This is a genomic window from Streptosporangium sp. NPDC004379 (genome assembly GCF_042873875.1).
GTDB lineage: Bacteria > Actinomycetota > Actinomycetes > Streptosporangiales > Streptosporangiaceae > Streptosporangium.
On record NZ_JBIAMC010000006.1, the window covers coordinates 339,839 to 362,172 of the forward strand.

Sequence of the window (22,334 nt, forward strand, 5' to 3'; positions counted from 1 at the left end):
CCGGAGTCTCCTGGCTCCCGGATCGACGCTCACCCCGGCCTTCCCTGTGACGGTGGCCTGCGGTGGGGTTCGCTCCCCGGTGACAGTGGCGGGACCGCGCCGGACTCACACCGGCTTCCTCCTGACCTTCGCCTCCGGCAAGCCTATGACGGGAGATCCGCCATGACCATCCACGACTTCCCCCCGGACGGCCGCCCCGGACGGACCCGCCCTGACGGACCGCCACGCCCTGACGGACGGGCGAGTCCCGGTGGGCGAGCACGTCCCGACGCCTGCCCGGGGACGGTCCAGGTGCACCAGGCCGCCGACGGCCCGCTGGCCCGGGTGCGCACGCCGGGCGGCATCCTCACCGCGTCACAGCTGCGGGAGCTGGCCCGCTGCGCCCGCGACCTCGGCTCCGGGGTGATCGAGCTGACCTCGCGCGCCAACGTGCAGGTACGGGGCCTGCGCGACCCCGCCGCCTTCGCCGCGCGGATCGCGGAGGCCGGGCTGCGGCCGTCGGACACGCACGAGCGGGTGCGCAACATCGTCGCCGCGCCGTCGGTGGACGGCGCGCTCGTGGCCGAGCTGGACCGGTCCCTGTGCGCCCGGCCGGAACTGGCCGGACTGCCCGGCCGGTTCCTTTTCGCGCTGGGCGGCACCGGGCTGCCCGCCGACGCGGCCTCCGTCGACGGCCGGCTGCTGCTGGCCGGGTACGAGGTGGACGGCGTGCCGGGCACGGTCCACGGCCTGCTGGAGGCGGCGGCGGCCTTCCTGCGGCTGCGTACCGACGAGTGGCGCGTCTCCGAGCTGGTGGACGGCCCGGCGAGGATCGCCGCCGAGCTGAACGGGACGGCGGGCGCGTACCGGCCGCCCCTCCATCCGGAGCGGCCCGCCGGACTGGTGGAGGCACTGGTGCCGCTGGGCCGCCTCACTCCGGAACAGGCCCTGGCGCTCGCCGGCCTCGCCGAGCGGGCCTCGACGCCCGCCGGTCCCGCCGGTCCCGCCGAGCGGCCTCCGGAGCCGCCGACGCCGGGGCGGCCCGTCGCGCACCCCGGCCCCGCCGGGCGGGTCACCGTACCCCCCGACTCCGAGGTACGGCTGTCGCCCCGCCGTACCGTCTTCGTCGCGGACCGCCCTGGCGTCGGCGGCGCGCTGGAGGCGGCCGGGCTCATCACCGACCCGGACTCCCCCTGGACGGGCGTGACCGCCTGCGCGGGACGGCCCGGATGCGCCAAGGCCCTGGCCGACGTGCGGGCCGACGCCGCGCGCTGGGTGCCCCGGCGTCACACGGAGCTGCCCGTGCACTGGGCGGGCTGCGAGCGGCAGTGCGGGCTGCCGCCCGGCCGGGTCGTGCGGATGGTCGCCACCGCCGACGGATACGAGGAAAGGCATCAGTGACCGACTACATACGCGACGGCGCCGAGATCTACCGGCTGTCGTTCGCCACGATCCGCGCCGAGAGCGACCTGGACGGCCTGCCACCCGAGGTCGCCCGGGTGGCGGTACGGATGATCCACGCCTGCGGCATGACCGACCTGGTGCGCGACCTGGACTGGTCGCCCGGGGCGGTCGTCCGGGCCGAGCGGGCGCTGCGCGCGGGCGCGCCCGTGCTCTGCGACGCCATGATGGTCGCCTCCGGCGTGACGCGCCGTCGTCTCCCCGCGGGCAACGAGGTCGTCTGCACGCTCGGCGACCCGCGCGTCCCGGAGCTGGCCGAACGCCTGGGCACCACGCGCAGCGCCGCCGCCCTGGAGCTGTGGCGGGACCGGCTGGAGGGCTCCGTGGTCGCGATCGGCAACGCGCCCACGGCGCTGTTCCGCCTGCTGGAGCTGGTCGCCGAGGGGGCGGGACGCCCGGCGGCGGTCCTGGGGATCCCGGTCGGCTTCGTCGGCGCGGCCGAGTCCAAGCGGGCGCTGGCCGACAGCGACCTCGAACACCTGGTGGTGCACGGCCGCCGCGGCGGCAGTGCGATGACGGCGGCGGCGGTCAACGCCATCGCGAGCGAAACGGAGTGAGTCACATGTCGGGACGCCTGTACGGCGTCGGCCTCGGGCCCGGCGACCCCGAACTGGTCACCGTCAAGACAGCCCGGCTGATCGGCGAGGCGGACGTGGTCGCCTACCACGCCGCGCGGCACGGGCGCAGCATCGCCCGGTCCATCGCCCGGCCGTACCTGCGGGAGGGGCAGATCGAGGAGGCGCTGCAGTACCCGCTGACCACGGAGACCACCGGCCATCCGGGCGGCTACCAGGGAGCGCTCGACGACTTCTACGCCGAGTGCGCGGCCCGGCTCGCCGCGCACCTCGACGCGGGGCGGACCGTGGTGGTGCTGAGCGAGGGTGACCCGCTCTTCTACGGCTCCTACATGCACATGCACAAACGGCTGGCGCACCGCTACCCGACCGAGGTGGTGCCGGGCGTCACCTCGGTCAGCGCCGCGTCGGCGGTGCTCGGCCGCCCGCTCGTGGAGCGCGACGAGGTGCTGACCGTGCTGCCCGGCACGCTGCCGGGCGAGGAGCTGGCCGAACGGCTGCGCGGCACGGACTCGGCGGCCGTCATGAAGCTGGGACGCTCCTTCGCCAAGGTGCGCGACGCCTTCGCCGAGGCCGGACGGCTCGACGACGCCTGGTACGTCGAGCGGGCCACGATGGGCGGCGAGCGGGTCGCGCCGCTCGAAGACGTGGACCCCGAGGGGGTGCCGTACTTCTCCCTGGCGCTGCTGAGCAGCCCGGCGGAGCGCGCCTTCGTGCCGCGACCCGTGCCGGACCCGGTCCCGGGCACCGCGGCCGGGGAGGTCGTCGTGGTCGGGCTCGGCCCGGCCGGGCGGCCCTGGCTCACGCCGGAGGCCCAGGACGCGCTGGCGACCGCCACCGACCTGGTCGGATACGGGCCCTACGTGGACCGGGTCGAGCCGAACCCGCGCCAGCGGCGGCACCGAACCGACAACCGGGTGGAGGCGGAACGGGCCCGGCACGCCCTGGAACTGGCCGGTGAGGGACGCCGCGTCGCGGTGGTCTCCTCGGGCGACCCGGGGGTGTTCGCCATGGCCAGCGCGGTCCTGGAGGCCGCGGCCGGCTTCCCGGACGTGCCGGTGCGGGTGGTGCCGGGGCTGACGGCCGCCCAGGCGGTCGCGGCCAGGGCGGGCGCGCCGCTCGGGCACGACCACTGCGTGATCTCGCTGTCCGACATCCTCAAGCCGTGGGAGGTGGTCGCCGAGCGCCTGTCCGCCGCCGCGCGGGCCGACCTGGTGCTGGCGATCTACAACCCGGCCTCGCGCAGCCGTACGTGGCAGTTGTCCGCCGCCCGTGACCTGCTGCTGGAGCACCGTGATCCGGGTACCCCGGTGGTGATCGGCCGCGCCGTCGGCGGCCCCGACGAGAGCGTCACCGTCACCTCGCTCGGCGAGCTGGACCCGGCCGCGGTGGACATGCGCTGCCTGCTCATCGTCGGCTCCTCCACCACCCGCGTCACCGGGACGGGCGCGGTCTACACGCCGCGCCGCTATCCCTGAGCCCGGCCGGCGGACACCCCGCCGCGTCGCCCTCGGGACCGGCTCGCGGGCACGGCCCGCGCCGCTACCCCTGAGCCCAGTCCGCGGCCTCGGCCACGGTGGCGACGCGGCGCAGGCCCGGTGGTGGCGGCGGCCGGTCCACCATGACCACCCGGAGGCCGGCCCGCCGTGCGGCGACGAGCTTCGCGGTGGTCATGGAGCCGCCGCTGTCCTTGGTGACGAGGACGCCGAGCCGGTGGTCGCGGATGAGGGCCAGCTCGCCCTCCACCGTGTACGGCCCGCGGCTGAGGATCACGTGGACGTTGTCCGGGACCGGCGGCTCCGGCGGGTCCACGGACCTCGCCAGGAACCACGCGCCGGACAGACGCGTGAAGACCGGCAGGCTGCGGCGGCCGGTGGTGAGGAACACCCGGTCACCCGCGCCGATCAGCCCGGCGGCCCCCTCCAGCGTGGGCACCCGCAGCCAGGCGTCCCCCGGCTCCTCGTGCCAGCCGGGCCGCCGCAGGATCAGCAGGGGGACGCCCGTGCGGTCGGCGGCCTCCGCCGCCGACGCGGTCATCCTGGCCGCGAAGGGGTGGGTCGCGTCCACCACCGCGTCGATCCGCTCGGCGCGCAGCCAGGCCGCCAGCCCGTCGGGGCCGCCGAAGCCGCCCTCGCGGACCTCCCCGACGGGCAGGCGCGGGTCGGAGACCCGGCCCGCCAGCGAGGAGACGACGCGCACGCCACACGCGGTCAGCTCTCCGGCCAGGGCGCGGGCCTCCGCGGTGCCGCCGAGGATCAGGACGCGCCGCACGCGCGGTCCCGTTCGGCGCTGTAGAGGTGGCTGTCCGGGAACCGGCTCGCGGTGAGCGCCCGGCCCACGACGATCACCGCGGTGCGCCTGATCCCCGCCTCCTTCACCTGCCCGGCGATGCCGGACAGCGTGCCGCGCAGGATGACCTCGTTCTCGCGGCCCGCGTAGGCGACCACGGCGACCGGGCAGTCCCCGCCGTAGTTCGGCAGCAGCTCCGCCACGACGGCGTCGATGCGCTGGACGGCCAGGTGCAGCACCATCGTGGCGCGGCTGGCGCCCAGCGTCGCCAGGTCCTCGCCGGGCGGCATCGGGGTGGCCCTGGCCGAGGTCCTGGTGAGGACGACCGTCTGGGCGACCCCCGGGACCGTCAGCTCCCGCCGCAGGGAGGCGGCCGCCGCGGCGAAGGCGGGCACGCCGGGCACCACCTCGTACGGCACGCCGAGCTCGTCGAGCCTGCGCATCTGCTCGGCCACCGCGCTGAAGATCGACGGGTCGCCCGAGTGCAGCCGGGCCACGTCCCGGCCGCAGGCGAGCTCCTCGACGATCTCGTCGAGGGTGAGACCGGCGCTGTCGACGAGCCGGGCCCCGGGCGGGCAGGCGTCGAGCAGCTCGCGCGGCACCAGGGAGCCCGCGTACACGCAGACCGGGGCCTTCTGGAGGACACGCAGCCCCCGTACGGTGATCAGGTCGGCCGCGCCGGGACCGGCGCCGATGAAGTACACGGTCATGGGGTGTCCTTCCTGACGGACCAGACGGTGACGGGCATCGCCGCGCGCCAGCCGGTGAAGCCCCCGACGGGCGAGGCGCGCTGTACGGCCAGGCGCACGAGGTCGCCGCCGAGCCTGCCGTACCAGCCCGCGACCACCGCCTCGGACTCCAGCGTGACGGCGTTGGCCACCAGCCGGCCGCCCGGAGGCAGCGCGGCCCAGCACGCCTCGACGAGGCCGGGCACGGTGACGCCGCCGCCGACGAAGACCGCGTCGGGGCGGGGCAGCCCGTCCAGCGCGGCGGGCGCGGCGCCCTCGACCACCCGCAGGGCGGGCACGCCGAGGGCGTCGGCGTTGCGCCGGACGCGGGCGGCCCGTTCGGGACGGCTCTCCACGGCGACCGCCCGGCAGGACGGGTGGGCGCGCATCCACTCGATCGCGACGCTGCCCGCGCCCGCGCCGACGTCCCACAGCAGCTCGCCGGGGAAGGGCGCGAGCCGCGACAGGCTCACCGCGCGGACCTCGCGCTTGGTCAGCTGGCCGTCGTGCTCGAAGGCGTCGTCGGGCAGGCCCGGCACCCGGGCGAGCGGCCGCGACCCGGGCGCGGCCACGCAGTCGATCGCGATCACCCTCAGATCGCTTCCGGTCGTCCGCGGACCGTTCCCGGTCGTCCGCGGACCGTCCCCGGTTACCCGCGGGTCGTCCCCGGCCGTCCGGGGGTCGTCCCCGATCGCCTGCGGGCCGCTTCCGGCCGTCCGCGGGTCGCTCTCGGCGACCACCGTCTCCGTCGGCGCGCCCAGGTCGGACAGGACGACGACCCGGCTCGGGCCGTACCCGGCCTCGTCCAGCGTGTCGCCGACGACGGCGGTGGAGCCGCCCAGCACCAGGACGCGGCGGCCGGGCTGCAGGGCGGCGCGGAGGGCGGCGGGCGGGCGGCCGACGAGGTTGACGACCTCGACGTTCTCCATCGGCCAGCCCAGCCGGGCGCAGGCCAGCGACACCGACGACACGTGCGGCAGCACCCGGACCCGCTCGGCCCCGAGCAGCCGGACCAGCGTGGAGCCGATCCCGTGGAACATCGGGTCGCCGCTGGCCAGCACGCATACGACCCGTTCCGGTGGTGGGCCCGATGACGGGTCCGGCGGTGAGCCCGGTGGTGAGCCCGGTGGTGGGTCCAGCAGCGAGTCCAGCAGGCCGGGGAGGTTCGGCAGAAGCGGCGAGGGCAGCGGGACGCGCTCCGCGCCCGTCTCGGGCACCAGGGCGAGCTGGCGGGCGCTGCCGACCACGACGTCGGCGGTCTCCACCGCGCGGCGAGAAGCGGGGACGAGCCCCTCCCAGCCGTCGGCGCCGATGCCCACGACGGTGATCACACGTCGCCCGGAACCGGCCACATGCCGTCCGGTGTCGGCCACACGCCGCCCGGCGCGCGCGTGACCCGAATTCCCGGCGTCGTCCGGGCCTCGGCCGACCAGGTTCACCTGACTCCTTGAGGCTGATAGCAGGAAATATCGTACAAGTCGCCGCGTGACAGACTGTGGACCGTGAAGCGGCTACTGATCATCGGCATCGGCGCGGGCGACCCCGACCATCTCACCATCCAGGCTTCCAAGGCCATCGCCGCCACCGACGTCTTCTTCGTCATCGGCAAGGGCGAGGAGAAGGACGACCTGGTAAGGCTGCGCAGAGACCTCATCGAGGAGCACGGCCGCCCGCCGTACCGGATCGTCGAGGGCCGCGACCCCGAGCGGGACCGGACCGCGGACGCCTACGCCGAGGCCGTCGAGGACTGGCGCGCCCGGCGGGCCGCGCTCTACGAGCGGATGATCGACGACTCCCTGGCGGACGGCGAGACCGGCGCCTTCCTCGTCTGGGGCGACCCCGGCGTCTACGACAGCACCCTGGCCATTCTGGAGCGGCTGCCCTTCCCCTTCGAGGTCGTCCCCGGCATCAGCGCCGTCTCCGCGCTGACCGCCCGCCACCGCACCACCCTCACCAGCGTCGCCAGACCCGTGCACATCACCACCGGCCGCCGCCTCGCCGAGGAGGGGCCGACCGCGGACGACATGGTCGTCATGCTCGACGCCCGCTGTGCCTTCTCGGGCCTGGACGACTTCCACATCTACTGGGGCGCCTATCTCGGGACCGAGGACGAGATCCTGGTGGAGGGGCCGGTGGGAGAGGTCGGCGACCGGATCCGTGAGCTGCGGGCCGAAGCGCGGGCCCGGAAGGGCTGGATCATGGACACGTATCTCCTGCGCCGCCGCACCTGACGGACGCGGAACTTCTCCCCCGCGGATTCGTTGGAACAGATCATGCCGGTCCCCCTGAAAGACCAGACGTTGCGCTACCCCGCCCGCTCCCTGGTGATCCTGACGGGGCTGCCGGGTGCGGGGAAGTCCACCCTGCTGTCGCGGCTGTACGGCCTCGACGCGGCGGCGAGCGAGCCCGTCGTCGTCGGGAACACGGTGGTCATCGACTCCTACCAGTCGCGTAACCGGTGGGCGGGGCGGCTGCCGTCGGCCCCCGCGCCGGTGCGCCGCGCCGTCGTGTTCGCCACCCATTTCTGGCGGATCGGCCGCTCGGTCGCCCGCGGGCACCCGGTGATCGCCCACAACCGGGGGTGCGGCCCGCTCGTGCTGTACGGGTTCGCCCTGCTGGCCCGCAGAAGTAAAGCGCAGCTGCACCTGCTGATGCTCGACGTCGAGCCGGAGACGGCGCTGGCCGGTCAGCGGGCCCGCGGCCGGGTGGTGGACGAGGTCACGTTCGACCGGCACCGCCGCCGCTGGGAGGCGCTGGCCGGCCGGGCGCGGGCCGGGAGACCGGTTCCCGCCTCGGGGGTGACGGTGATCGACCGGAGCGTCGCGAGCCGGCTCCGGTCGATCGACTTCGGCTGACCGCGCCCCGACCGGCCCGCCGGCCCGGCCCCGCCCACCGGCCCGGTGTCCCGGGCGCGCGGCGGACCGGGGTCAGGGCTGGAAGCGGTAGCCCATGCCGGGCTCGGTGATCAGGTGGACGGGACGCGCCGGGTCCCTCTCCAGCTTGCGGCGGAGCTGGGCCAGGTACTGGCGCAGGTAGTGCGTCTCCCTGACGTACCGCTCGCCCCAGACCTCGGTCAGCAGCTGCCGCCGGCCGACCAGTTTGCCGGGGTTGCGCACCAGGATCTCCAGCAGGCGCCACTCGGTGGGCGTCAGCCGCGTCCCGCCGGAGACGGTCTTGCCGCTCAGGTCGACCACGTGGTCGCCGATCCGGACGCTGGCCGGCTCGGCCTCCCGTACGGCGGAGCGGCGCGAGACCGCGCGGACGCGGGCGAGCAGCTCGTCGATGCCGAAGGGCTTGGTGACGTAGTCGTCGGCCCCCGCGTCCAGCGCCTCGATCTTGTCCTGGCCACCGGCGCGGCCGGACAGCACGATGATCGGGACACTGGTCCAGCCGCGCAGGCCGCAGATGACCTCCACCCCGTCGAGGTCGGGCAGGCCGAGGTCGAGGATGACCAGGTCGGGATGCCAGTCGGCGGCCTGCCGCAGCGCCGAGCCGCCGTCGGCGGCGACCGCGACCTCGTAGTGGCGGGCGACGAGGTTGATCCGCAGCGCGCGCAGGAGCTGGGGCTCGTCGTCGACGACGAGGATCCGGGTCACGACGGCGCCCGCACGGCCTGTGCCCGCGAGGAGACGGGCATTCTCAGGATCATGGTCAGACCTCCTCCGGGTGTCTCCTCCGGCGTGAGGGTGCCCCCCATGGCCTCGGTCAGGCCGCGGGAGAGCGCGAGCCCCAGCCCGACGCCGGTGTGGTTGTCGCGGTCGCCGAGACGCTGGAACGGCATGAAGACCCGCTCGTACGCCTCCGGCGGGATGCCGGGGCCGCGGTCGACGACGCGGATCTCGACGTGGTCGCCGTACAGGCCGGCGGTGATCAGCGTCTTCTCCCCGGGCGGACTGTAGCGGACGGCGTTGGCCATCAGGTTGACCAGCACCCGCTCCAGCAGGGCCGGGTCGGCGACGACCTCGGGGAGCTCCACCGGGATGTCGCCCTCGACGCCGTCGCGGAGCGGGCCGAGGTCGTCGACCGCCCGGGGCACGATCTCCTCCAGCCCGACGGGCTGCAACGCCAGGCCGAGGACCCCGGCCTGAAGGCGGCTCATGTCCAGGAGGTTCGCCACCAGCCGGTCCAGCTTGACCAGGGACTCGTCGGCGGTGGCCAGCAGTTCCTCCCGGTCCTCGGGCGACCAGTCGATCTCGGTGTTGCGCAGGCTCTCGACCGCGGCCCTGGCCGAGGCGAGGGGGCTGCGCAGGTCGTGGCTGACCGCGGCGAGCAGCGCGGTGCGCATCCGGTCGGCCTCGGCCAGCGGCCTGACCCGCTCGGCCTCCGCGCGGAGCCGTTCCTGGCGCAGCGCCACGGCCGTCTCGGCGGCGAACGCCTCCAGCACGCGGCGGTCGGCGGCCTGGAGCAGCCCGCCGGAGGCGGCGAGGGAGAGCTCGTCGTCGATGACCACCTCGGTGCCTGCGGCGGCCGGGCACGTGCAGGGCGGGCCGCCCGCGGTGGCGACGATCCGCCACGCCTCCGGGTCACCCTGGTCGTCGGGCGTCCGGCGCGCCTCGGGCCGCCGTTCGAGCAGCGTCACCGACTCCAGGCCGAAGGTCTCCCGGATGCGCGCCAGCAGCGACGGCACGGCGGCGTCGCCGCGCAGGACGTGCCCGGCCATCGTCGCCAGGGTCTCGGCCTCCGCGCCGGCCCGCGCGGCCTCCCTGGTACGGCGGGCCGCGAGGTCCACGACGGCGCTCACCACCACCGCGACCAGGACGAAGACCACCAGTGCGAAGAGGTTCTCCAGCGCGTAGATCGTCAGGGTGTGGACCGGCGGGGTGAAGAAGTAGTTCAGCAGCAGCGAGCCCAGCACCGCCGCCGTGACGGCCGGCCACATGCCTCCGACGAGCGCGACGCCCACGACCGCCGTCAGGAACAGCAGGATCTCGCTGGGCAGCGCCAGCCGGTCCCGGAACGGGACGAGCGCCGCGGTGAGCGCCGGCATGCCGGCGACCGTGATCGCCCAGCCGGCCAGCCGGCGCGTCCGGGTCAGCGCGGCGGCCGACCGCGCCCGGCCGCGGCGGCCCCTCTTCGCCTCGGCATGGGTGATCATGTGGACGTCGATGGAGCCGGACCGCGCGGTGGTCTCCACCCCCACCCCGCGGGAGAGGATCTGCGCGAACCGGCCGCGGCGGGAGGCGCCGAGCACGAGCTGGGTGGCGTTGACGCCGCGGGCGAAGTCGAGCAGCGCGCCGGGTACGTCGTCGCCGACGACCTGGTGGTAGGTGCCGCCCAGGTCCTCGACGAGGGTGCGCTGACGGACCAGGCCGGCCGGGTCCGCGCCGGTCAGGCCGTCACCGCGGACCACGTGGACGGCCAGCAGGTCGGAGCCCTTGGTCCGCGCGGCGATCCGGGCGGCCCGCCGGATGAGCGTCTCGCCCTCCGGGCCGCCGGTCAGCGCGACGACGACGCGCTCGCGGGTCTCCCAGGTGCTCTCGATGCCGTGCTCGGCGCGGTAGCGGTCGAGCTGGTCGTCCACCTTGCCCGCCACCCACAGCAGCGCCAGCTCGCGCAGCGCGGTGAGGTTTCCGACCCGGAAGTAGTTCGCCAGGGCGGCGTCCACCTTCTCCGGGGCGTAGACGTTGCCGTGCGCCATCCGGCGGCGCAGCGCCTCGGGCGCCATGTCGACCAGCTCCACCTGATCGGCCCGCCGTACGACCTCGTCCGGAACGGTCTCGCGCTGCGGGACGCCGGTGATCTCCTGGACGACGTCGTTGACCGACTCCAGGTGCTGGACGTTGACGGTGGTGATCACGTCGATGCCGGCGTCGAGGATCTCCTCGATGTCCTGCCAGCGTTTGGCGTTCCGCGACCCCGGCACGTTGGTGTGGGCCAGCTCGTCGACCAGCGCGATCCCTGGGCGGCGGGCGATGACCGCCTCGGCGTCGAGCTCGGCGAAGGTCGTTCCCCGGTGGGACAGGACCTTGCGGGGGACCACCTCCAGATCGTCGAGCAGCTCGGCGGTGCGGGGACGGCCGTGGGTCTCCACCAGGCCCACGACCACGTCCTGCCCGCGGTCCCGCCTGCGCCGGCCCTCGGCGAGCATCGCGTACGTCTTCCCGACGCCGGGAGCGGCGCCCAGGTAGACACGCAGCCGCCCGCGTGGCACGTCGATCACCACTTCTCGTCGAGGGCCAGGTTGAGCAGGAGCACGTTCACCGCCGGTTCGCCCATGAAACCCAGCGCGCGCCCCGTGGTGTGCTCGTCGATGAGCGCCTTCACCTTATCCACGGGGACGCCGCGTTCCTTGGCGACCCGGGGCGCCTGCAGCTCGGCGTAGGCCACCGAGATGTGCGGGTCGAGGCCCGAGCCGCTCGCGGTGACGGCGTCCGCCGGCACGGCGGGCGTCCCGGCCCCGCCTCGCACCGGGACGGTACGGCCGGCCGAGTAGTCCTCGCCGGGCCTGCCGCACTCGACCTCGACGCCGCGGTAGACGGCGACGAACGGCGTGGCCGGACACGCCTGGTTGACGCTGACCGCCCGGGTGGGCGTGCCGACGGCGGGGAAGACCTTGAGCACCGCGCCGACGCCGTCGGCCGTGCAGTACGGCCGGGCGCCGCTGACGCCCTCCAACTCGCCGACGGCCTTCGACCGCGCGCACACCTGGGTGAGCAGCGACAGCCGCCCCTCGTCGGGGTCGCCGCCGGCGTCCCTGGCGCCGGGCACCGGCAGGGTGTCCACGACGTCCTCGGGTCCGAGGTTGCTCGCCCCGGAGGCCAGCGGGTCGTAGCCGTTGCCGGCGGCCGACGGGCGGCTCTGGAAGTACTTCCTGACCGGGGCGCCGTCGGCGTCGGTGAAACTCTGGCCGATGGCGGCGCTGCCGACGGCCCGGCCGTTCCGTTCGATCAGTGATCCGTCCGCCCTGTCGCCGAGCAGGACCTGGGCGATCCCGGTCACCGTGAGCGGGTAGGCGAGGCCCAGCAGGACGGTCAGGACGACGATCGCGCGGACGGCGGCGAGGTGCCGGCGGATCCAGCCTGGCATGCGTTCCATTTAAGACATCCCCGGAAGGAACTGGATGAGGAGATCGATGATCTTGATTCCGGCGAACGGGGCGACGATGCCGCCGAGGCCGTAGACGCAGAGGTTGCGGGAGAGCAGCTTCGACGCGCTGGACGGCCGGTACCGCACGCCCCGCAGGGCCAGCGGGATCAGCGCCACGATCACGATCGCGTTGAAGACGACCGCGGACAGGATCGCCGACTGCGGGCTGGACAGGCGCATGACGTTGAGCGCGTCGAGGCCCGGGTACACCGCCGCGAACATCGCCGGGATGATCGCGAAGTACTTGGCGACGTCGTTGGCGATGGAGAAGGTGGTCAACGCGCCCCGGGTGATGAGGAGCTGCTTGCCGATCTCGACGATCTCGATGAGCTTGGTCGGGTTGGAGTCGAGGTCGACCATGTTGCCGGCCTCCTTGGCGGCCGACGTGCCGGTGTTCATGGCCACGCCGACGTCCGCCTGGGCGAGCGCGGGGGCGTCGTTGGTGCCGTCGCCGGTCATGGCGACCAGCCGGCCGCCCTCCTGCTCCTTCCTGATCAGGGCGAGCTTGTCCTCGGGCGTGGCCTCGGCCAGGAAGTCATCGACCCCGGCCTCATCCGCGATCGCCCTGGCGGTCAGCGGGTTGTCTCCGGTGATCATGACGGTCCGGATGCCCATCCGGCGCATCTCGTCGAACCGCTCCCGCATGCCCTGCTTGACGACGTCCTTGAGGTGGACGACGCCGAGCACGTGATCCCTGTCGGCCACCACCAGCGGGGTGCCGCCCGAGCCGGAGATGGCGTCCACGAGGTGGCCGACGTCGTCCGTCGGGTGACCGCCTTTCTCACGGACCCACTTCATCACCGCGGTCGCGGCGCCCTTGCGGATCTCGCGGCCGTCGAGGTCGACGCCCGACATGCGGGTTTGCGCGGTGAACGGCACCCACTTGGCGTGGACCAGCTCACCCGGCGCGCGCTCGCGCAGGCCGTAGCGCTCCTTGGCGAACACGACGATCGAGCGGCCCTCGGGGGTCTCGTCGGCGAGACTGGACAGCTGCGCCGCCTCGGCCAGCGCCTCCTCGGTCACCCCCGCCACCGGGACGAACTCCGCCGCCTGGCGGTTGCCCAGCGTGATCGTTCCGGTCTTGTCCAGCAGCAGCGTGCCGACGTCGCCCGCGGCCTCGACCGCGCGGCCGCTCATGGCCAGGACGTTGCGCTGGACCAGCCGGTCCATGCCGGCGATGCCGATGGCCGACAGCAGCGCGCCGATCGTCGTCGGGATGAGACAGACCAGCAGCGAGACGAGCACGACGCCGGTGACGCCGTCGCCGGTCAGCGCGAGGGAGTCGGGCACGCCCGGGTTGACGTTCTTGGAGTGGATCGCGAACGGCTGCATGGTGACGGTGGCGACCAGGAAGATGATCGTCAACGCGGCCAGCAGGATGTTGAGTGCGATCTCGTTCGGCGTCTTCTGCCGATCGGCGCCCTCGACCAGGGCGATCATCCGGTCGATGAAGCTCTCACCGGGCTTCTGGGTGATCCGCACGACGATCCGGTCGGAGAGCACCTTGGTGCCGCCGGTCACCGCGGAGCGGTCGCCGCCGGACTCCCGGATGACGGGTGCGGACTCACCGGTGATGGCCGACTCGTCCACCGAGGCGATGCCCTCGACGACGTCGCCGTCGCCGGGGATGATCTCTCCGGCCTCGACGACGACGAAGTCGCCCTGCGTCAGCTCCGGGGCGCCGACGACGTCCCACTCGGCGGAGTCGCGGCCCTTGAGCCGGCGGGCGGTCATGTCGCGTTTGGCCGCGCGCAGCGTCGCCGCCTGGGCCTTGCCCCGGCCCTCGGCGACCGCCTCGGCGAGGTTGGCGAAGAGCACGGTCAGCCAGAGCCATACCGCGATGGCCCAGGCGAAGAACGACGGGCCGAGGACCGCCAGGACGGTGGTGAGCGCCGCGCCGATCTCCACGATCAGCATGACGGGGTTGCGCCAGAGGGTGGCGGGGTTCAGCTTGACCAGCGCGCCGGGCAGAGAGGTGAGGAGCTGCCTGGGGTCGAGCAGCCCGCCGCCGACCTTGCCGTTCCGTTCGGGGGCCGTGGGGCGGCCCCGGGCGGGGACCTGGGTGGTCATGAGAAGAGTCCTTCTGCGATCGGCCCGAGCGCCAGGGCGGGGAGGAAGGTCAGGGCGACGAGGATGATCGTCACGCCGACGACCATGCCGACGAACTGCGGCCGGTGCGTGGGCAGGGTGCCCGCCGACTCGGGGACCGGGGTCTGCCGGGCCAGTGATCCGGCCAGGCCGAGTACGAAGACGATGGGCAGGAACCGGCCGAGCAGCATGCACAGGCCGAGCGCCACGTCATACCAGGGGGTGTTGACGGTGAGGCCGGCGAACGCCGAGCCGTTGTTGTTCGAGGCGCTGGTGAAGGCGTAGAGGACCTCGGAGAGGCCGTGCGGGCCGCCGTTCAGCAGGCCGGCCAGGCCCGCCTCGTTGCCCATGGCCAGCGCGGTGCCGACCAGGACGAGGATCGGTGTGACCAGGAAGTACATCGAGGCCAGCTTGATCTCACGGGAGCCGATCCTCTTGCCGAGGTACTCGGGCGTGCGGCCCACCATCAGGCCGGCCACGAAGACCGTGATCACGGCCAGCACGAGCATGCCGTACAGGCCGGAGCCCACGCCGCCCGGCGCGACCTCGCCCAGCATCATGTTGAACATCGTCATCATGCCGCCGAACGGGGTGTAGGAGTCGTGGAAGGAGTCCACGGCGCCGGTGCTGGTCAGGGTGGTGGCCGCGGCGAAGGTGGCCGAGTTCGCGACGCCGAACCGGGTCTCCTTGCCCTCCAGCGCCGCGCCGGCGGCCTGCGGGACGGTCGCGCCGCCCTGCAGCTCGAAGACGTTGGTCAGGGTGACGCTGACCAGGGCGATCGTCGCCATGACGGCGAGGATCGCGTAGCCCTGGCGGACCTGGCCGACCATCTTCCCGAAGGTGCGGGGGAGCGAGAACGGGATGACCAGGATCAGGAAGATCTCGAACCAGTTGGTCCAGCCCGTGCCGTTCTCGAAGGGGTGGGCGGAGTTGGCGTTGTAGAAGCCGCCGCCGTTGGTGCCCAGCTCCTTGATGGCCTCCTGGCTCGCCACCGGGCCGCCGGTGATGCTCTGCGTGCCGCCGGTCAGGGTGGTCAGCTCGTGCGGGGCGGCGAGGTTCTGCACCACGCCGCCGGCCACCAGTACCAGCGCGCCGGCGAACGCGATCGGCAGCAGGATCCGGACGGTGCCGCGCACCAGGTCCGCCCAGAAGTTGCCGACGGTGTCGGCGTTCCGGCGGGCGAACCCGCGGACCAGGGCGATCGCCACGGCCATGCCGACCGCGGCCGAGACGAAGTTCTGCACGGCCAGGCCCGCCATCTGGACCAGGTGGCCCATGGTGGACTCGCCCGAGTACGCCTGCCAGTTGGTGTTGGTGACGAAGCTGACCGCGGTGTTCCACGCGATGTGGTCGGTCACCGGGGGCAGGCCGAGGGAGAGCCAGAGTCTGTCCTGGAGGCGCTGCATGCCGTACAGGGCGAGGAGCGAGACGGCGGAGAAGGCGAGCAGGCTGCGCGCGTAGGCGCCCCAGTGCTGCTCGGCGTCGGGGCGGACGCCGAGCAGCCGGTAGATCAGGCGTTCGGGCGCGGCGTGCCGGTCGCCGGTGTACACCCGGTACATGTGGTCGCCGAGCGGCTTGTGCACCAGGGCCAGCGCCAGGACGAGGGACGCGATGAAAAGGGCCGCCATGTCAGAAACGCTCCGGGAAGAGGAGGGCGGCGACCATGAAGATCACCAGCACGACGGCGACTGCCAGGCCGGTGGCGTTGATCACGCTCACAGGCGCTCCACCGCCCTGACGACGAGCCCCAGGATCACGAACAACGCGATCGTCAGGGCGACGAAGACGACGTCGGCCATCTCCACTCCTCGAATCCGGATCGACTGCTGACGGCCGTCCATGGACGGAGGGCCATGAAGCAAGCAAATCGCTGGATTTGTCGCACTTTGCGGTTCTTGACGGGTTCCATACGGCATCCGGCCGAGAATTGACGGGATCCGTACACGTGCCCCCGCGGAGCGGGCCGCCCCGGTGGGGGAGACGGGAGCGGAACCGGCGAGCGAGCGGTCCGGCCGGATCCCGGCGACGGCCGTGAGAGGCCGCGTGACGGGCGGACGACGGCCTCGCCGTAGGCTTGCCCCGGTTCGGAGGGGCGGGGGTTCTGAATGTCGCGGGTTCCGGTGCCCCGCCTGGCGCGGATGATCGCCGGCGTGGTGTTCGCCGGTTTCGCGGCCGTCTACGTCCTCGCGGGCTCACCGCTCGCCGCCGTGGCCTTCGGGCTCCAGCTCGTCCACGTGTCGCCCGGCCTGCGGCGGTTCAGGCGGCCGTGGCTGCCGGCCGTACAGGTGCTGGTCTGCTACACGGCCGTCCTCGGCTTCGGCACCTCCGTCGGGATCCTGGGGTTCGCCGGCGGGTCCCTGCTGCTGACCCGCGCCTGGCCGCTGGCCGTGCCGGTGGCGGTCAGCGCCGCCGTCATCGGCCCGGCGGACTCGGTGATCAGCATGGTGCTCGTCTCGCTGGTGATCTGCGGCCTCACCCGGCTCGCCGAGCGGGTGGAGGAGGTGCACGCCGCCCGTCTGGCCTTGGCGATGGCGGCGGCGGCCGAGGAGCGGCTGCGCATCGCCGCCGAACTGAACGACGGCATCGGCCGGGGGCTCGCCGGGATCGCCGGGGGCGTCCGGCTCGCCCTCGACCGGCCGGAGAACGCCGGTGAGGTGCTCGGCGAGGTCGTCGGCGCCGCCCGCCGCTCGCTGGCCGACGCCAGGGCCGCCGCCGCCGGCTACCGCGCCACGTCCCTGACGCCCGAGGTGACGACGGCGCGGGCGATGCTGGCGGCGGCGGGCGCCGAGGTGGAGGTCCGCGCCGGGCACACCGAGCCGCTCGGCCCGGCCGGCGCGCTGCTCGCGACCGTGCTGCGCGAGGTCGTGGTCGGGGCGGTGCGGCAGAACACGGTCAGGAAGTGCCTGATCGAGACCGTCGCGGCACACGGGACGGTACGGCTGCGCGTCGTCCACGACGGCGCCCGCACGGCCGACGGCGAGGGCCTCGCCGAGTCGGCCCGGCAGGCCGCGCTGGCGGGCGGCGGCCTGTCGACGGACCTGACGGCCGAGGGATGGCTGACCGTCGAGACCGTGCTGCCCGCGCCGGCCGCGGACCAGGGGCCGTCAGCGCCCGCCGAGGACCCGCGCGCCTACCGGCTGTCCGTCGTGCTGCTGGTCGCCGTGCTGCTCGGGTTCTCGGCCAAGGCGCTGCTGACCGTCCCCGCGCATCTGTTCGCGCCGGCCGCCGCCTGCCTCGCGGTGATCGCCTTCATGCAGGTCCGTTCGGTCACCGGGCGGCACATGGCCGCGCTCGCGGTGATGGCGCTGCTGGCCTTCGCGCCGATCCCGGTGTTCGGCAGGGCGTGGCTGGGCGTGTCCGGGTTCCTCGCCGGCCCGGTCCTGCTCGCGTTCCCGGCGGCGGTGGCCTGGCCGCTGACCGGGTGCGTGGTCGCGGGCACGGCGGTCGCCGCGGTGCTGCTCGGCCTGCCGGTCCCGGTGACGGTCAACTTCACGGTGAGCACGCTGGTGACCGGACTGGTGATGTACGGGCTGGTCAGGCTCGCCCAGCTGGTCAGGGAGCTGCGGGAGGCCAGGCAGGGGCTGGCCCGCTCAGCCGTGGTCGAGGAGCGCCTGCGCGCCGCCCGTGACCTGCACGACCTCCTCGGCTCCAGCCTGGCCGCGATCCTGCTCAGGTGCGAGCTGGCCAGGCGGCTGGACCCGGAGCGGGCCCGCGCCGAGCTGGTGGAGGTCCTGGCGATGACCCGGAAGGCCGAGACGGACCTGCGGGTCGTCTCCGGTGAGCGCGCGGCGGTGTCGCTGGCGGACGAGGTGGAGACGGCGCGGTCGGTGCTGGCCGCCGCGGGGGTCCGCGCCGAGGTCTCCCTCGCGCACGGCGCGCTTCCCGGCGAGGTGGACGCCGTGCTGGGCACGGTGCTGCGGGAGGCGGTGACCAACGTGCTGCGGCACAGCGCGGCCCGGCACTGCGTGATCACGACGGCGGCGGAGGAGGGCGGCGTACGGCTCGACGTGCGCAACGACGGCGCGGACGGCGGGGCCGGGGTCCGGCGGGGCTCGGCGGGGCTCGGCAACCTCACCACCCGCGTGGCGGCCCTGGACGGACGGCTCGGCACGGCCCGGGACGGTGACCGGTTCGAGCTGACGGCCTGGGCGCCGTACCGACCGGCGGGCGGGTCGGTACGGTGACCGGTTCGAGCCGGCGGCCTGGGCGCCGTACCGACCGGCGGGCGGGTCAGATCCAGCCGGCCTCGGTGGCGATGCGGACGGCGTCGGTGCGGTTGCGGGCGTTGAGCTTGGCCACGATGGCGGTCAGGTAGTTGCGCACCGTTCCGGCCCCGAGGAAGAGCCGGGTCGCGATCTCGGCCGCGTCGGCGCCGCTCGCCGCCAGCCGCAGCACGTCGGCCTCCTGGGGGGTCAGCGGGTTGTCGGCCAGGTTCCAGGCGGTGACCGCGAGCGAGGGGTCCAGCACCCTCCGCCCCGCCATGACCGCGCGGATCCCCGCGACCAGGTCCTCCGGCGGTGCGGTCTTCAGCAGGAACCCGTCCACCTGGGCGCCGAGCGCGCGGCGCAGGTGACCCGGTTTGCCGTGCCTGGTCAGCATGAGGGTGCGGCAGCCCGGCAGCCTCTCACGCAGCTCGGCGGCGGCGGCCAGGCCGTCGAGCGCGCCGGGCATGTCGATGTCGAGCACCGCGACGTCCGGACGGTGGACCAGGGCCGCGGAGAGGGCCGCGTCGCCCGAGTCGACGGCGGCCACGATCTCCAGGTCCGGTTCGAGGCCGAGCAGTGCGGCCAGGGCGCCCCTGATGATGTGCTGGTCCTCGGCGAGAAGCACACGGATCACAGGGATATGTCTACCAGTGTCCGGATCATGATGAGGTCATGCCCGATCGGTGATCACCTCCGTGGTCCGCGCCGAGCCCCGCCGCGAGGGTTGGAGACATGACGGACGTGGTGCGGTTGGACGCGGTGAGCAAGGTGTACGGGAAGGGACAGGGCGCGGTCGCGGCCCTGCGCGAGGTGTCGGTGGGGATCCCGCGCGGGAGCTTCACCGCGGTGATGGGACCTTCGGGGTCGGGCAAGAGCACGTTCCTGCACTGCGCGGCGGGACTGGACGTGCCGTCCTCGGGGTCGGTGCGGCTCGGCGGCACCGAGCTGTCCGGGATGGACGAGACCGCCCTGACCGAGCTGCGCAGGCGGCGGGTCGGCTTCGTGTTCCAGGCGTTCAACCTGGTCTCGGCGCTCACCGTGGAGGAGAACATCACGCTGCCGCTGCGGCTGGCCGGGACGCGGGTGGACCGGGCGTGGCTGGACGAGGTCGTCTCCCGGGTGGGCCTGCGGGGGCGGACCGGCCACCGGCCCGCCCAGCTGTCCGGCGGCCAGCAGCAGCGGGTCGCCATCGCCCGCGCGCTGGTCACCCGGCCCGAGGTGGTGTTCGGCGACGAGCCGACCGGGGCGCTGGACACGATGACCGCCCGGGACGTGCTGACGCTGCTGCGGGAGATCGTGGACGCCACCGGGCAGACGGTGGTGATGGTCACCCACGACCCGATGGCCGCCTCCTACGCCGACGCGGTCCTGTTCCTGGCGGACGGCCGGATCGTGACCTCCATGACGGCCCCCACCTCCGAGAAGGTGGCCGAGCGGATGACCCGGCTGGGAGCGTGGGTGTGATGATCTCCCTGGCGATGAGGACGATCCGGCACCGCGGCGCCGCCTTCGCGGGCGCGTTCGTCGCCCTGCTCTGCGCCGCCGCGCTGGTCTGCGCCTGCGGCATGCTGCTGGAGACGGGGCTGCGCGGAAGCGTCGCCCCGGAGCGCTACGCGGGCACCCCGGTGGTCGTCACCGGCGACCGGTTCGTCCGCGAGACGATCAGCAAGTCGGCGGAGAAGACCAAGACCAAGGCCAAGCCGCTGGCCGAGCGGGCGTGGGTTCCGGTGTCCCTGGCCGAACGGCTGCGCCGCCTCCCCGGCGTCTCGCGGGTGGTCACCGAGGTGACGTTCCCCCTCTACGTCGCCGGCCGCCCCTTCGAGGGGCACGGCTGGGAGTCGGCGGCGCTGACCCCGTTCACCCTGAGCGCGGGCCGTGCGCCGCGCACGGACGGAGAGGTGGCCGTGGAGGCCGGGGCGGGCCTGGCGCCCGGCGCGCGTGTGCCGGTGCGGACGCCGGACGGTGACCGGACCTACCTGGTCACCGGCGTCACCGACCGGGACCTGCCCGGCGGGGAGACGCTGTTCCTCTCTCCCGCCGAGGCCCGCCGCCTGGCCGGACGGCCGGGCATGGTCAGCGCGGTCGGCGTCTTCCCGGCGGTGGACGTGTCCGCGGCGCTGCGCGAGGCCGCCGCGGCCCCCGGCGGCGTCCGGGCGCTCGCCGCCACCGGGGACGAGCGCGGTGTCGTGGAGTTCCCGGACGCCGAACAGGCGAGGGTACGGCTGATCAGCCTCGGCGGCGCGCTCGGCGGCACCTCGCTGCTGGTGGCGATCCTCGTCGTCGTCGGCACGTCCGCGCTGTCCGTCCAGCAGCGCCAGCGGGAGATCGCCCTGCTGCGGGCCGTCGCGGCCACTCCCCGCCAGGTGCGGAAGATGCTGGGCGGCGAGGCGCTGCTGGTCGGCGCGGTGGCCGGGCTGGTCGGCGCGGCGGCCGGTGTCGGCCTGGGATTCTGGTTGCGTTCCCGGTTCGTCGCGCTGGGCGCCATGCCGCCGAACCTGCGGCTGGTCGTCAGCCCGTTCCCGGCGTTCGTGGCGCTCGCGGCGACCATGGTGGCGGCGTGGGCGGCGTCCCGGCTCTCGGCCCGCCGCGCCGTACGGATCCGCCCGGTGGAGGCGCTGGGCGAGGCGGCGGCGCCGGCCGCGCTGCTGCCGGTGGGCAGGCTGGTCGCCGGCCTGCTGTGCGCCGGGGGCGGTCTCGCGCTGACATTGGTGCTGTCGTCCCTGTCGGCCGAGGCGGCGGCGACCCCGGTCACCATGCTCACCACGCTGGTGTGGACGGTCGCCGTGGCGCTGCTCGGCCCACTGGTCGCCCGGGGGGCGGCCGGCCTGCTCGGAACGCCGCTGCGGGCCTTCCGGGCGAGCGGGCACCTGGCCGCGGCCAACCTGCGGACCGGCGCGCCGCGCCTGGCCTCGATCATCACACCGCTCAGCCTGATGGTGGCGATGACCTGCACGATCCTGTTCACGCAGACCACCGTGGAGGACGCCGCCCGGCGGGAGGCGGCGGCCGGCACCGTGGCCGGGCACGTCCTCGGTCCGCACCTGCCCTCGGGGGCGGCGGCGGCCCTGCGCGGCCTCCCCGGCGTCGAGGCGGTCACCGAGACGCTGCACACCTCGGTGCGGGTGGGCCTGGAGAAGTACGGCGCGCAGGGCGTCACCGGTGAGGACCTCGGCAGGACCCTCGACCTGGGCGTGGTCGCCGGACGGCTGGACGGCCTCGGCGAGGACGCGGTCGCGGTCAGCCGTAAGGCGGCCGAACGGCTCGGCGTCCGGGTGGGAGGGAGGCTCCGCCTGACGCTCGGTGACGGAACCCCGGCCGACCTGCGCGTCACCGCGATCTACCGCCGCGGGCTGGGATTCGGCGACCTCACGCTCTCCCACGCGCTGGTGGCCCGGCACGTGGACGACCCGCTCGGCACCGCGCTGGTCTCGGCGCCCTCCCTGACCCGGGCGGACCTCGCGCGTGCCGTGCCCGGCACCGGCGTGGCGGAGACGGCCGGGGCCGCCTGGGCCGTCCCGGCGAACGCCGAGGTGAACTACGTCGCGATGGGCCTGATCATCGCGTTCACCGCGATCGCCGTGGTCAACACCCTGGCCATGTCCACCTCGGCGAGGTCACGGGAGCTGGCGCTGCTGCGCCTGGTCGGCACGACACGGCGGCAGGCGCGCCGGATGCTCGGGCTGGAGACCCTGGTCGCGCTCGTGGCCGCGGTGACGCTGGGAACCGGCATCGCGCTGATGACGCTCACGGCGTTCAGCGCGGGCATGACGGGGTCGGCGGCGCCGTACGTCCCGCCGCTCGGCTATCTCGCGGTGATCGGCACCGTCGCCGTGCTCGCCTTCGCGGCCACCGCGCTGCCGGCCCGCGTCGTCCTGGGCCGGCGCCCGGCGGAGGCGGTCGGCGCGCGGGAGTAGGGGCGGGAG

The 22,334-nt window shown here is 74.4% G+C and carries 19 protein-coding genes and 1 riboswitch; of the genes, 8 read left to right on the forward strand and 11 right to left on the reverse strand.

Annotation, left to right across the window (positions count from 1 at the left end; translation table 11 throughout):
- Positions 1-3 precede the first annotated feature (3 nt).
- A riboswitch (cobalamin riboswitch) is annotated at positions 4-123 on the reverse strand.
- Positions 124-291: 168 nt separating this feature from the next.
- From ACFYSC_RS16020 to ACFYSC_RS16030, 3 genes are read left to right on the forward strand one after another with little or no spacing between them, the layout of a single operon-like run.
- Positions 292-1,380 (forward strand): precorrin-3B synthase, encoded by a 1,089-nt coding sequence (locus ACFYSC_RS16020; RefSeq protein ID WP_389961625.1) that lies wholly within the window; start codon positions 292-294, stop codon positions 1,378-1,380.
- Positions 1,377-1,997, forward strand: coding sequence for a precorrin-8X methylmutase (locus ACFYSC_RS16025; RefSeq protein ID WP_389961627.1), 621 nt, complete (start codon positions 1,377-1,379; stop codon positions 1,995-1,997). Before ACFYSC_RS16020 ends, ACFYSC_RS16025 begins: the two co-directional genes overlap by 4 nt.
- A 5-nt stretch (positions 1,998-2,002) precedes the next feature.
- A complete protein-coding gene (locus tag ACFYSC_RS16030) occupies positions 2,003-3,493 on the forward strand; it encodes a precorrin-2 C(20)-methyltransferase (protein ID WP_389961629.1) in 1,491 nt (496 codons plus the stop codon).
- 64 nt (positions 3,494-3,557) lie between these two features.
- Here ACFYSC_RS16030 and ACFYSC_RS16035 read toward each other — a convergent pair whose 3' ends face one another.
- From ACFYSC_RS16035 to cbiE, 3 genes are read right to left on the reverse strand one after another with little or no spacing between them, the layout of a single operon-like run.
- A complete protein-coding gene (locus ACFYSC_RS16035) occupies positions 3,558-4,286 on the reverse strand; it encodes a cobalt-precorrin-6A reductase (protein ID WP_389961631.1) in 729 nt (242 codons plus the stop codon).
- Positions 4,271-5,014, reverse strand: coding sequence for a precorrin-4 C(11)-methyltransferase (gene cobM / locus ACFYSC_RS16040; RefSeq protein ID WP_362940207.1), 744 nt, complete (start codon positions 5,012-5,014; stop codon positions 4,271-4,273). The genes ACFYSC_RS16035 and cobM overlap by 16 nt, the downstream gene beginning before the upstream one ends.
- Positions 5,011-6,363: a precorrin-6y C5,15-methyltransferase (decarboxylating) subunit CbiE gene (cbiE, locus tag ACFYSC_RS16045; RefSeq protein WP_389961633.1), complete on the reverse strand. Its 1,353-nt coding sequence runs from the start codon at positions 6,361-6,363 to the stop codon at positions 5,011-5,013. The genes cobM and cbiE overlap by 4 nt, the downstream gene beginning before the upstream one ends.
- 171 nt (positions 6,364-6,534) lie before the next feature.
- Here cbiE and cobF point away from each other — a divergent pair, with 171 nt between their 5' ends.
- Positions 6,535-7,263 (forward strand): precorrin-6A synthase (deacetylating), encoded by a 729-nt coding sequence (gene cobF, locus ACFYSC_RS16050; RefSeq protein ID WP_389961635.1) that lies wholly within the window; start codon positions 6,535-6,537, stop codon positions 7,261-7,263.
- A 42-nt stretch (positions 7,264-7,305) separates the two neighbouring features.
- Positions 7,306-7,887 carry an AAA family ATPase gene (locus ACFYSC_RS16055; RefSeq protein ID WP_362940216.1) on the forward strand — a complete coding sequence of 194 codons (582 nt, stop codon included), beginning with the start codon at positions 7,306-7,308 and terminating at the stop codon, positions 7,885-7,887.
- A gap of 72 nt (positions 7,888-7,959) precedes the next feature.
- On the opposite strand, the gene ACFYSC_RS16060 is transcribed toward ACFYSC_RS16055, so the two are convergent.
- The 7 genes from ACFYSC_RS16060 to ACFYSC_RS16090 are packed head-to-tail and all read right to left on the reverse strand — an operon-like array spanning position 7,960 to position 16,047.
- Complete coding sequence (locus tag ACFYSC_RS16060) at positions 7,960-8,628, reverse strand: response regulator (RefSeq protein WP_389961637.1); 669 nt, start codon at positions 8,626-8,628, stop codon at positions 7,960-7,962.
- On the reverse strand, positions 8,625-11,183 hold the full coding sequence (locus tag ACFYSC_RS16065) for a DUF4118 domain-containing protein (RefSeq protein ID WP_389961852.1): 2,559 nt from the start codon (positions 11,181-11,183) through the stop codon (positions 8,625-8,627). Before ACFYSC_RS16065 ends, ACFYSC_RS16060 begins: the two co-directional genes overlap by 4 nt.
- A gap of 5 nt (positions 11,184-11,188) precedes the next feature.
- Complete coding sequence (locus tag ACFYSC_RS16070) at positions 11,189-12,067, reverse strand: potassium-transporting ATPase subunit C (protein ID WP_389961639.1); 879 nt, start codon at positions 12,065-12,067, stop codon at positions 11,189-11,191.
- Positions 12,068-14,188 carry a potassium-transporting ATPase subunit KdpB gene (kdpB, locus tag ACFYSC_RS16075; RefSeq protein ID WP_389961641.1) on the reverse strand — a complete coding sequence of 707 codons (2,121 nt, stop codon included), beginning with the start codon at positions 14,186-14,188 and terminating at the stop codon, positions 12,068-12,070.
- Complete coding sequence (kdpA, locus tag ACFYSC_RS16080; RefSeq protein ID WP_389961643.1) at positions 14,185-15,834, reverse strand: potassium-transporting ATPase subunit KdpA; 1,650 nt, start codon at positions 15,832-15,834, stop codon at positions 14,185-14,187. Before kdpA ends, kdpB begins: the two co-directional genes overlap by 4 nt.
- Position 15,835: 1 nt before the next feature.
- On the reverse strand, positions 15,836-15,925 hold the full coding sequence (kdpF, locus tag ACFYSC_RS16085; protein ID WP_389961645.1) for a K(+)-transporting ATPase subunit F: 90 nt from the start codon (positions 15,923-15,925) through the stop codon (positions 15,836-15,838).
- Entirely contained in the window at positions 15,922-16,047 is a 126-nt protein-coding gene (locus ACFYSC_RS16090; RefSeq protein WP_362940234.1) for a hypothetical protein, read from the reverse strand. The genes kdpF and ACFYSC_RS16090 overlap by 4 nt, the downstream gene beginning before the upstream one ends.
- Before the next feature lie 264 nt (positions 16,048-16,311).
- Here ACFYSC_RS16090 and ACFYSC_RS16095 point away from each other — a divergent pair, with 264 nt between their 5' ends.
- Positions 16,312-18,390 (forward strand): sensor histidine kinase, encoded by a 2,079-nt coding sequence (locus ACFYSC_RS16095; RefSeq protein ID WP_389961648.1) that lies wholly within the window; start codon positions 16,312-16,314, stop codon positions 18,388-18,390.
- 46 nt (positions 18,391-18,436) lie between these two features.
- On the opposite strand, the gene ACFYSC_RS16100 is transcribed toward ACFYSC_RS16095, so the two are convergent.
- Positions 18,437-19,045, reverse strand: coding sequence for a response regulator (locus tag ACFYSC_RS16100; protein ID WP_389961650.1), 609 nt, complete (start codon positions 19,043-19,045; stop codon positions 18,437-18,439).
- A 98-nt stretch (positions 19,046-19,143) separates the two neighbouring features.
- On the opposite strand from ACFYSC_RS16100, the gene ACFYSC_RS16105 reads away from it, so the two are divergent.
- Positions 19,144-19,875 carry an ABC transporter ATP-binding protein gene (locus ACFYSC_RS16105; protein WP_389961652.1) on the forward strand — a complete coding sequence of 244 codons (732 nt, stop codon included), beginning with the start codon at positions 19,144-19,146 and terminating at the stop codon, positions 19,873-19,875.
- Positions 19,875-22,325: an ABC transporter permease gene (locus ACFYSC_RS16110; RefSeq protein ID WP_389961855.1), complete on the forward strand. Its 2,451-nt coding sequence runs from the start codon at positions 19,875-19,877 to the stop codon at positions 22,323-22,325. Before ACFYSC_RS16105 ends, ACFYSC_RS16110 begins: the two co-directional genes overlap by 1 nt.
- Positions 22,326-22,334 lie beyond the last annotated feature (9 nt).

What these genes read in the sequence shown, in the direction of transcription:
- ACFYSC_RS16030 (WP_389961629.1), top strand. Translation starts at nt 2,003, where the DNA reads ATGTCGGGACGCCTGTACGGCGTCGGCCTCGGGCCCGGCGACCCCGAA.
- cobM (WP_362940207.1), bottom strand. Translation starts at nt 5,014, where the DNA reads ATGACCGTGTACTTCATCGGCGCCGGTCCCGGCGCGGCCGACCTGATC.
- ACFYSC_RS16055 (WP_362940216.1), top strand. Translation starts at nt 7,306, where the DNA reads ATGCCGGTCCCCCTGAAAGACCAGACGTTGCGCTACCCCGCCCGCTCC.
- ACFYSC_RS16070 (WP_389961639.1), bottom strand. Translation starts at nt 12,067, where the DNA reads ATGGAACGCATGCCAGGCTGGATCCGCCGGCACCTCGCCGCCGTCCGC.
- kdpB (WP_389961641.1), bottom strand. Translation starts at nt 14,188, where the DNA reads ATGACCACCCAGGTCCCCGCCCGGGGCCGCCCCACGGCCCCCGAACGG.
- kdpA (WP_389961643.1), bottom strand. Translation starts at nt 15,834, where the DNA reads ATGGCGGCCCTTTTCATCGCGTCCCTCGTCCTGGCGCTGGCCCTGGTG.
- ACFYSC_RS16090 (WP_362940234.1), bottom strand. Translation starts at nt 16,047, where the DNA reads ATGGACGGCCGTCAGCAGTCGATCCGGATTCGAGGAGTGGAGATGGCC.
- ACFYSC_RS16095 (WP_389961648.1), top strand. Translation starts at nt 16,312, where the DNA reads ATGTCGCGGGTTCCGGTGCCCCGCCTGGCGCGGATGATCGCCGGCGTG.
- ACFYSC_RS16105 (WP_389961652.1), top strand. Translation starts at nt 19,144, where the DNA reads ATGACGGACGTGGTGCGGTTGGACGCGGTGAGCAAGGTGTACGGGAAG.
- ACFYSC_RS16110 (WP_389961855.1), top strand. Translation starts at nt 19,875, where the DNA reads ATGATCTCCCTGGCGATGAGGACGATCCGGCACCGCGGCGCCGCCTTC.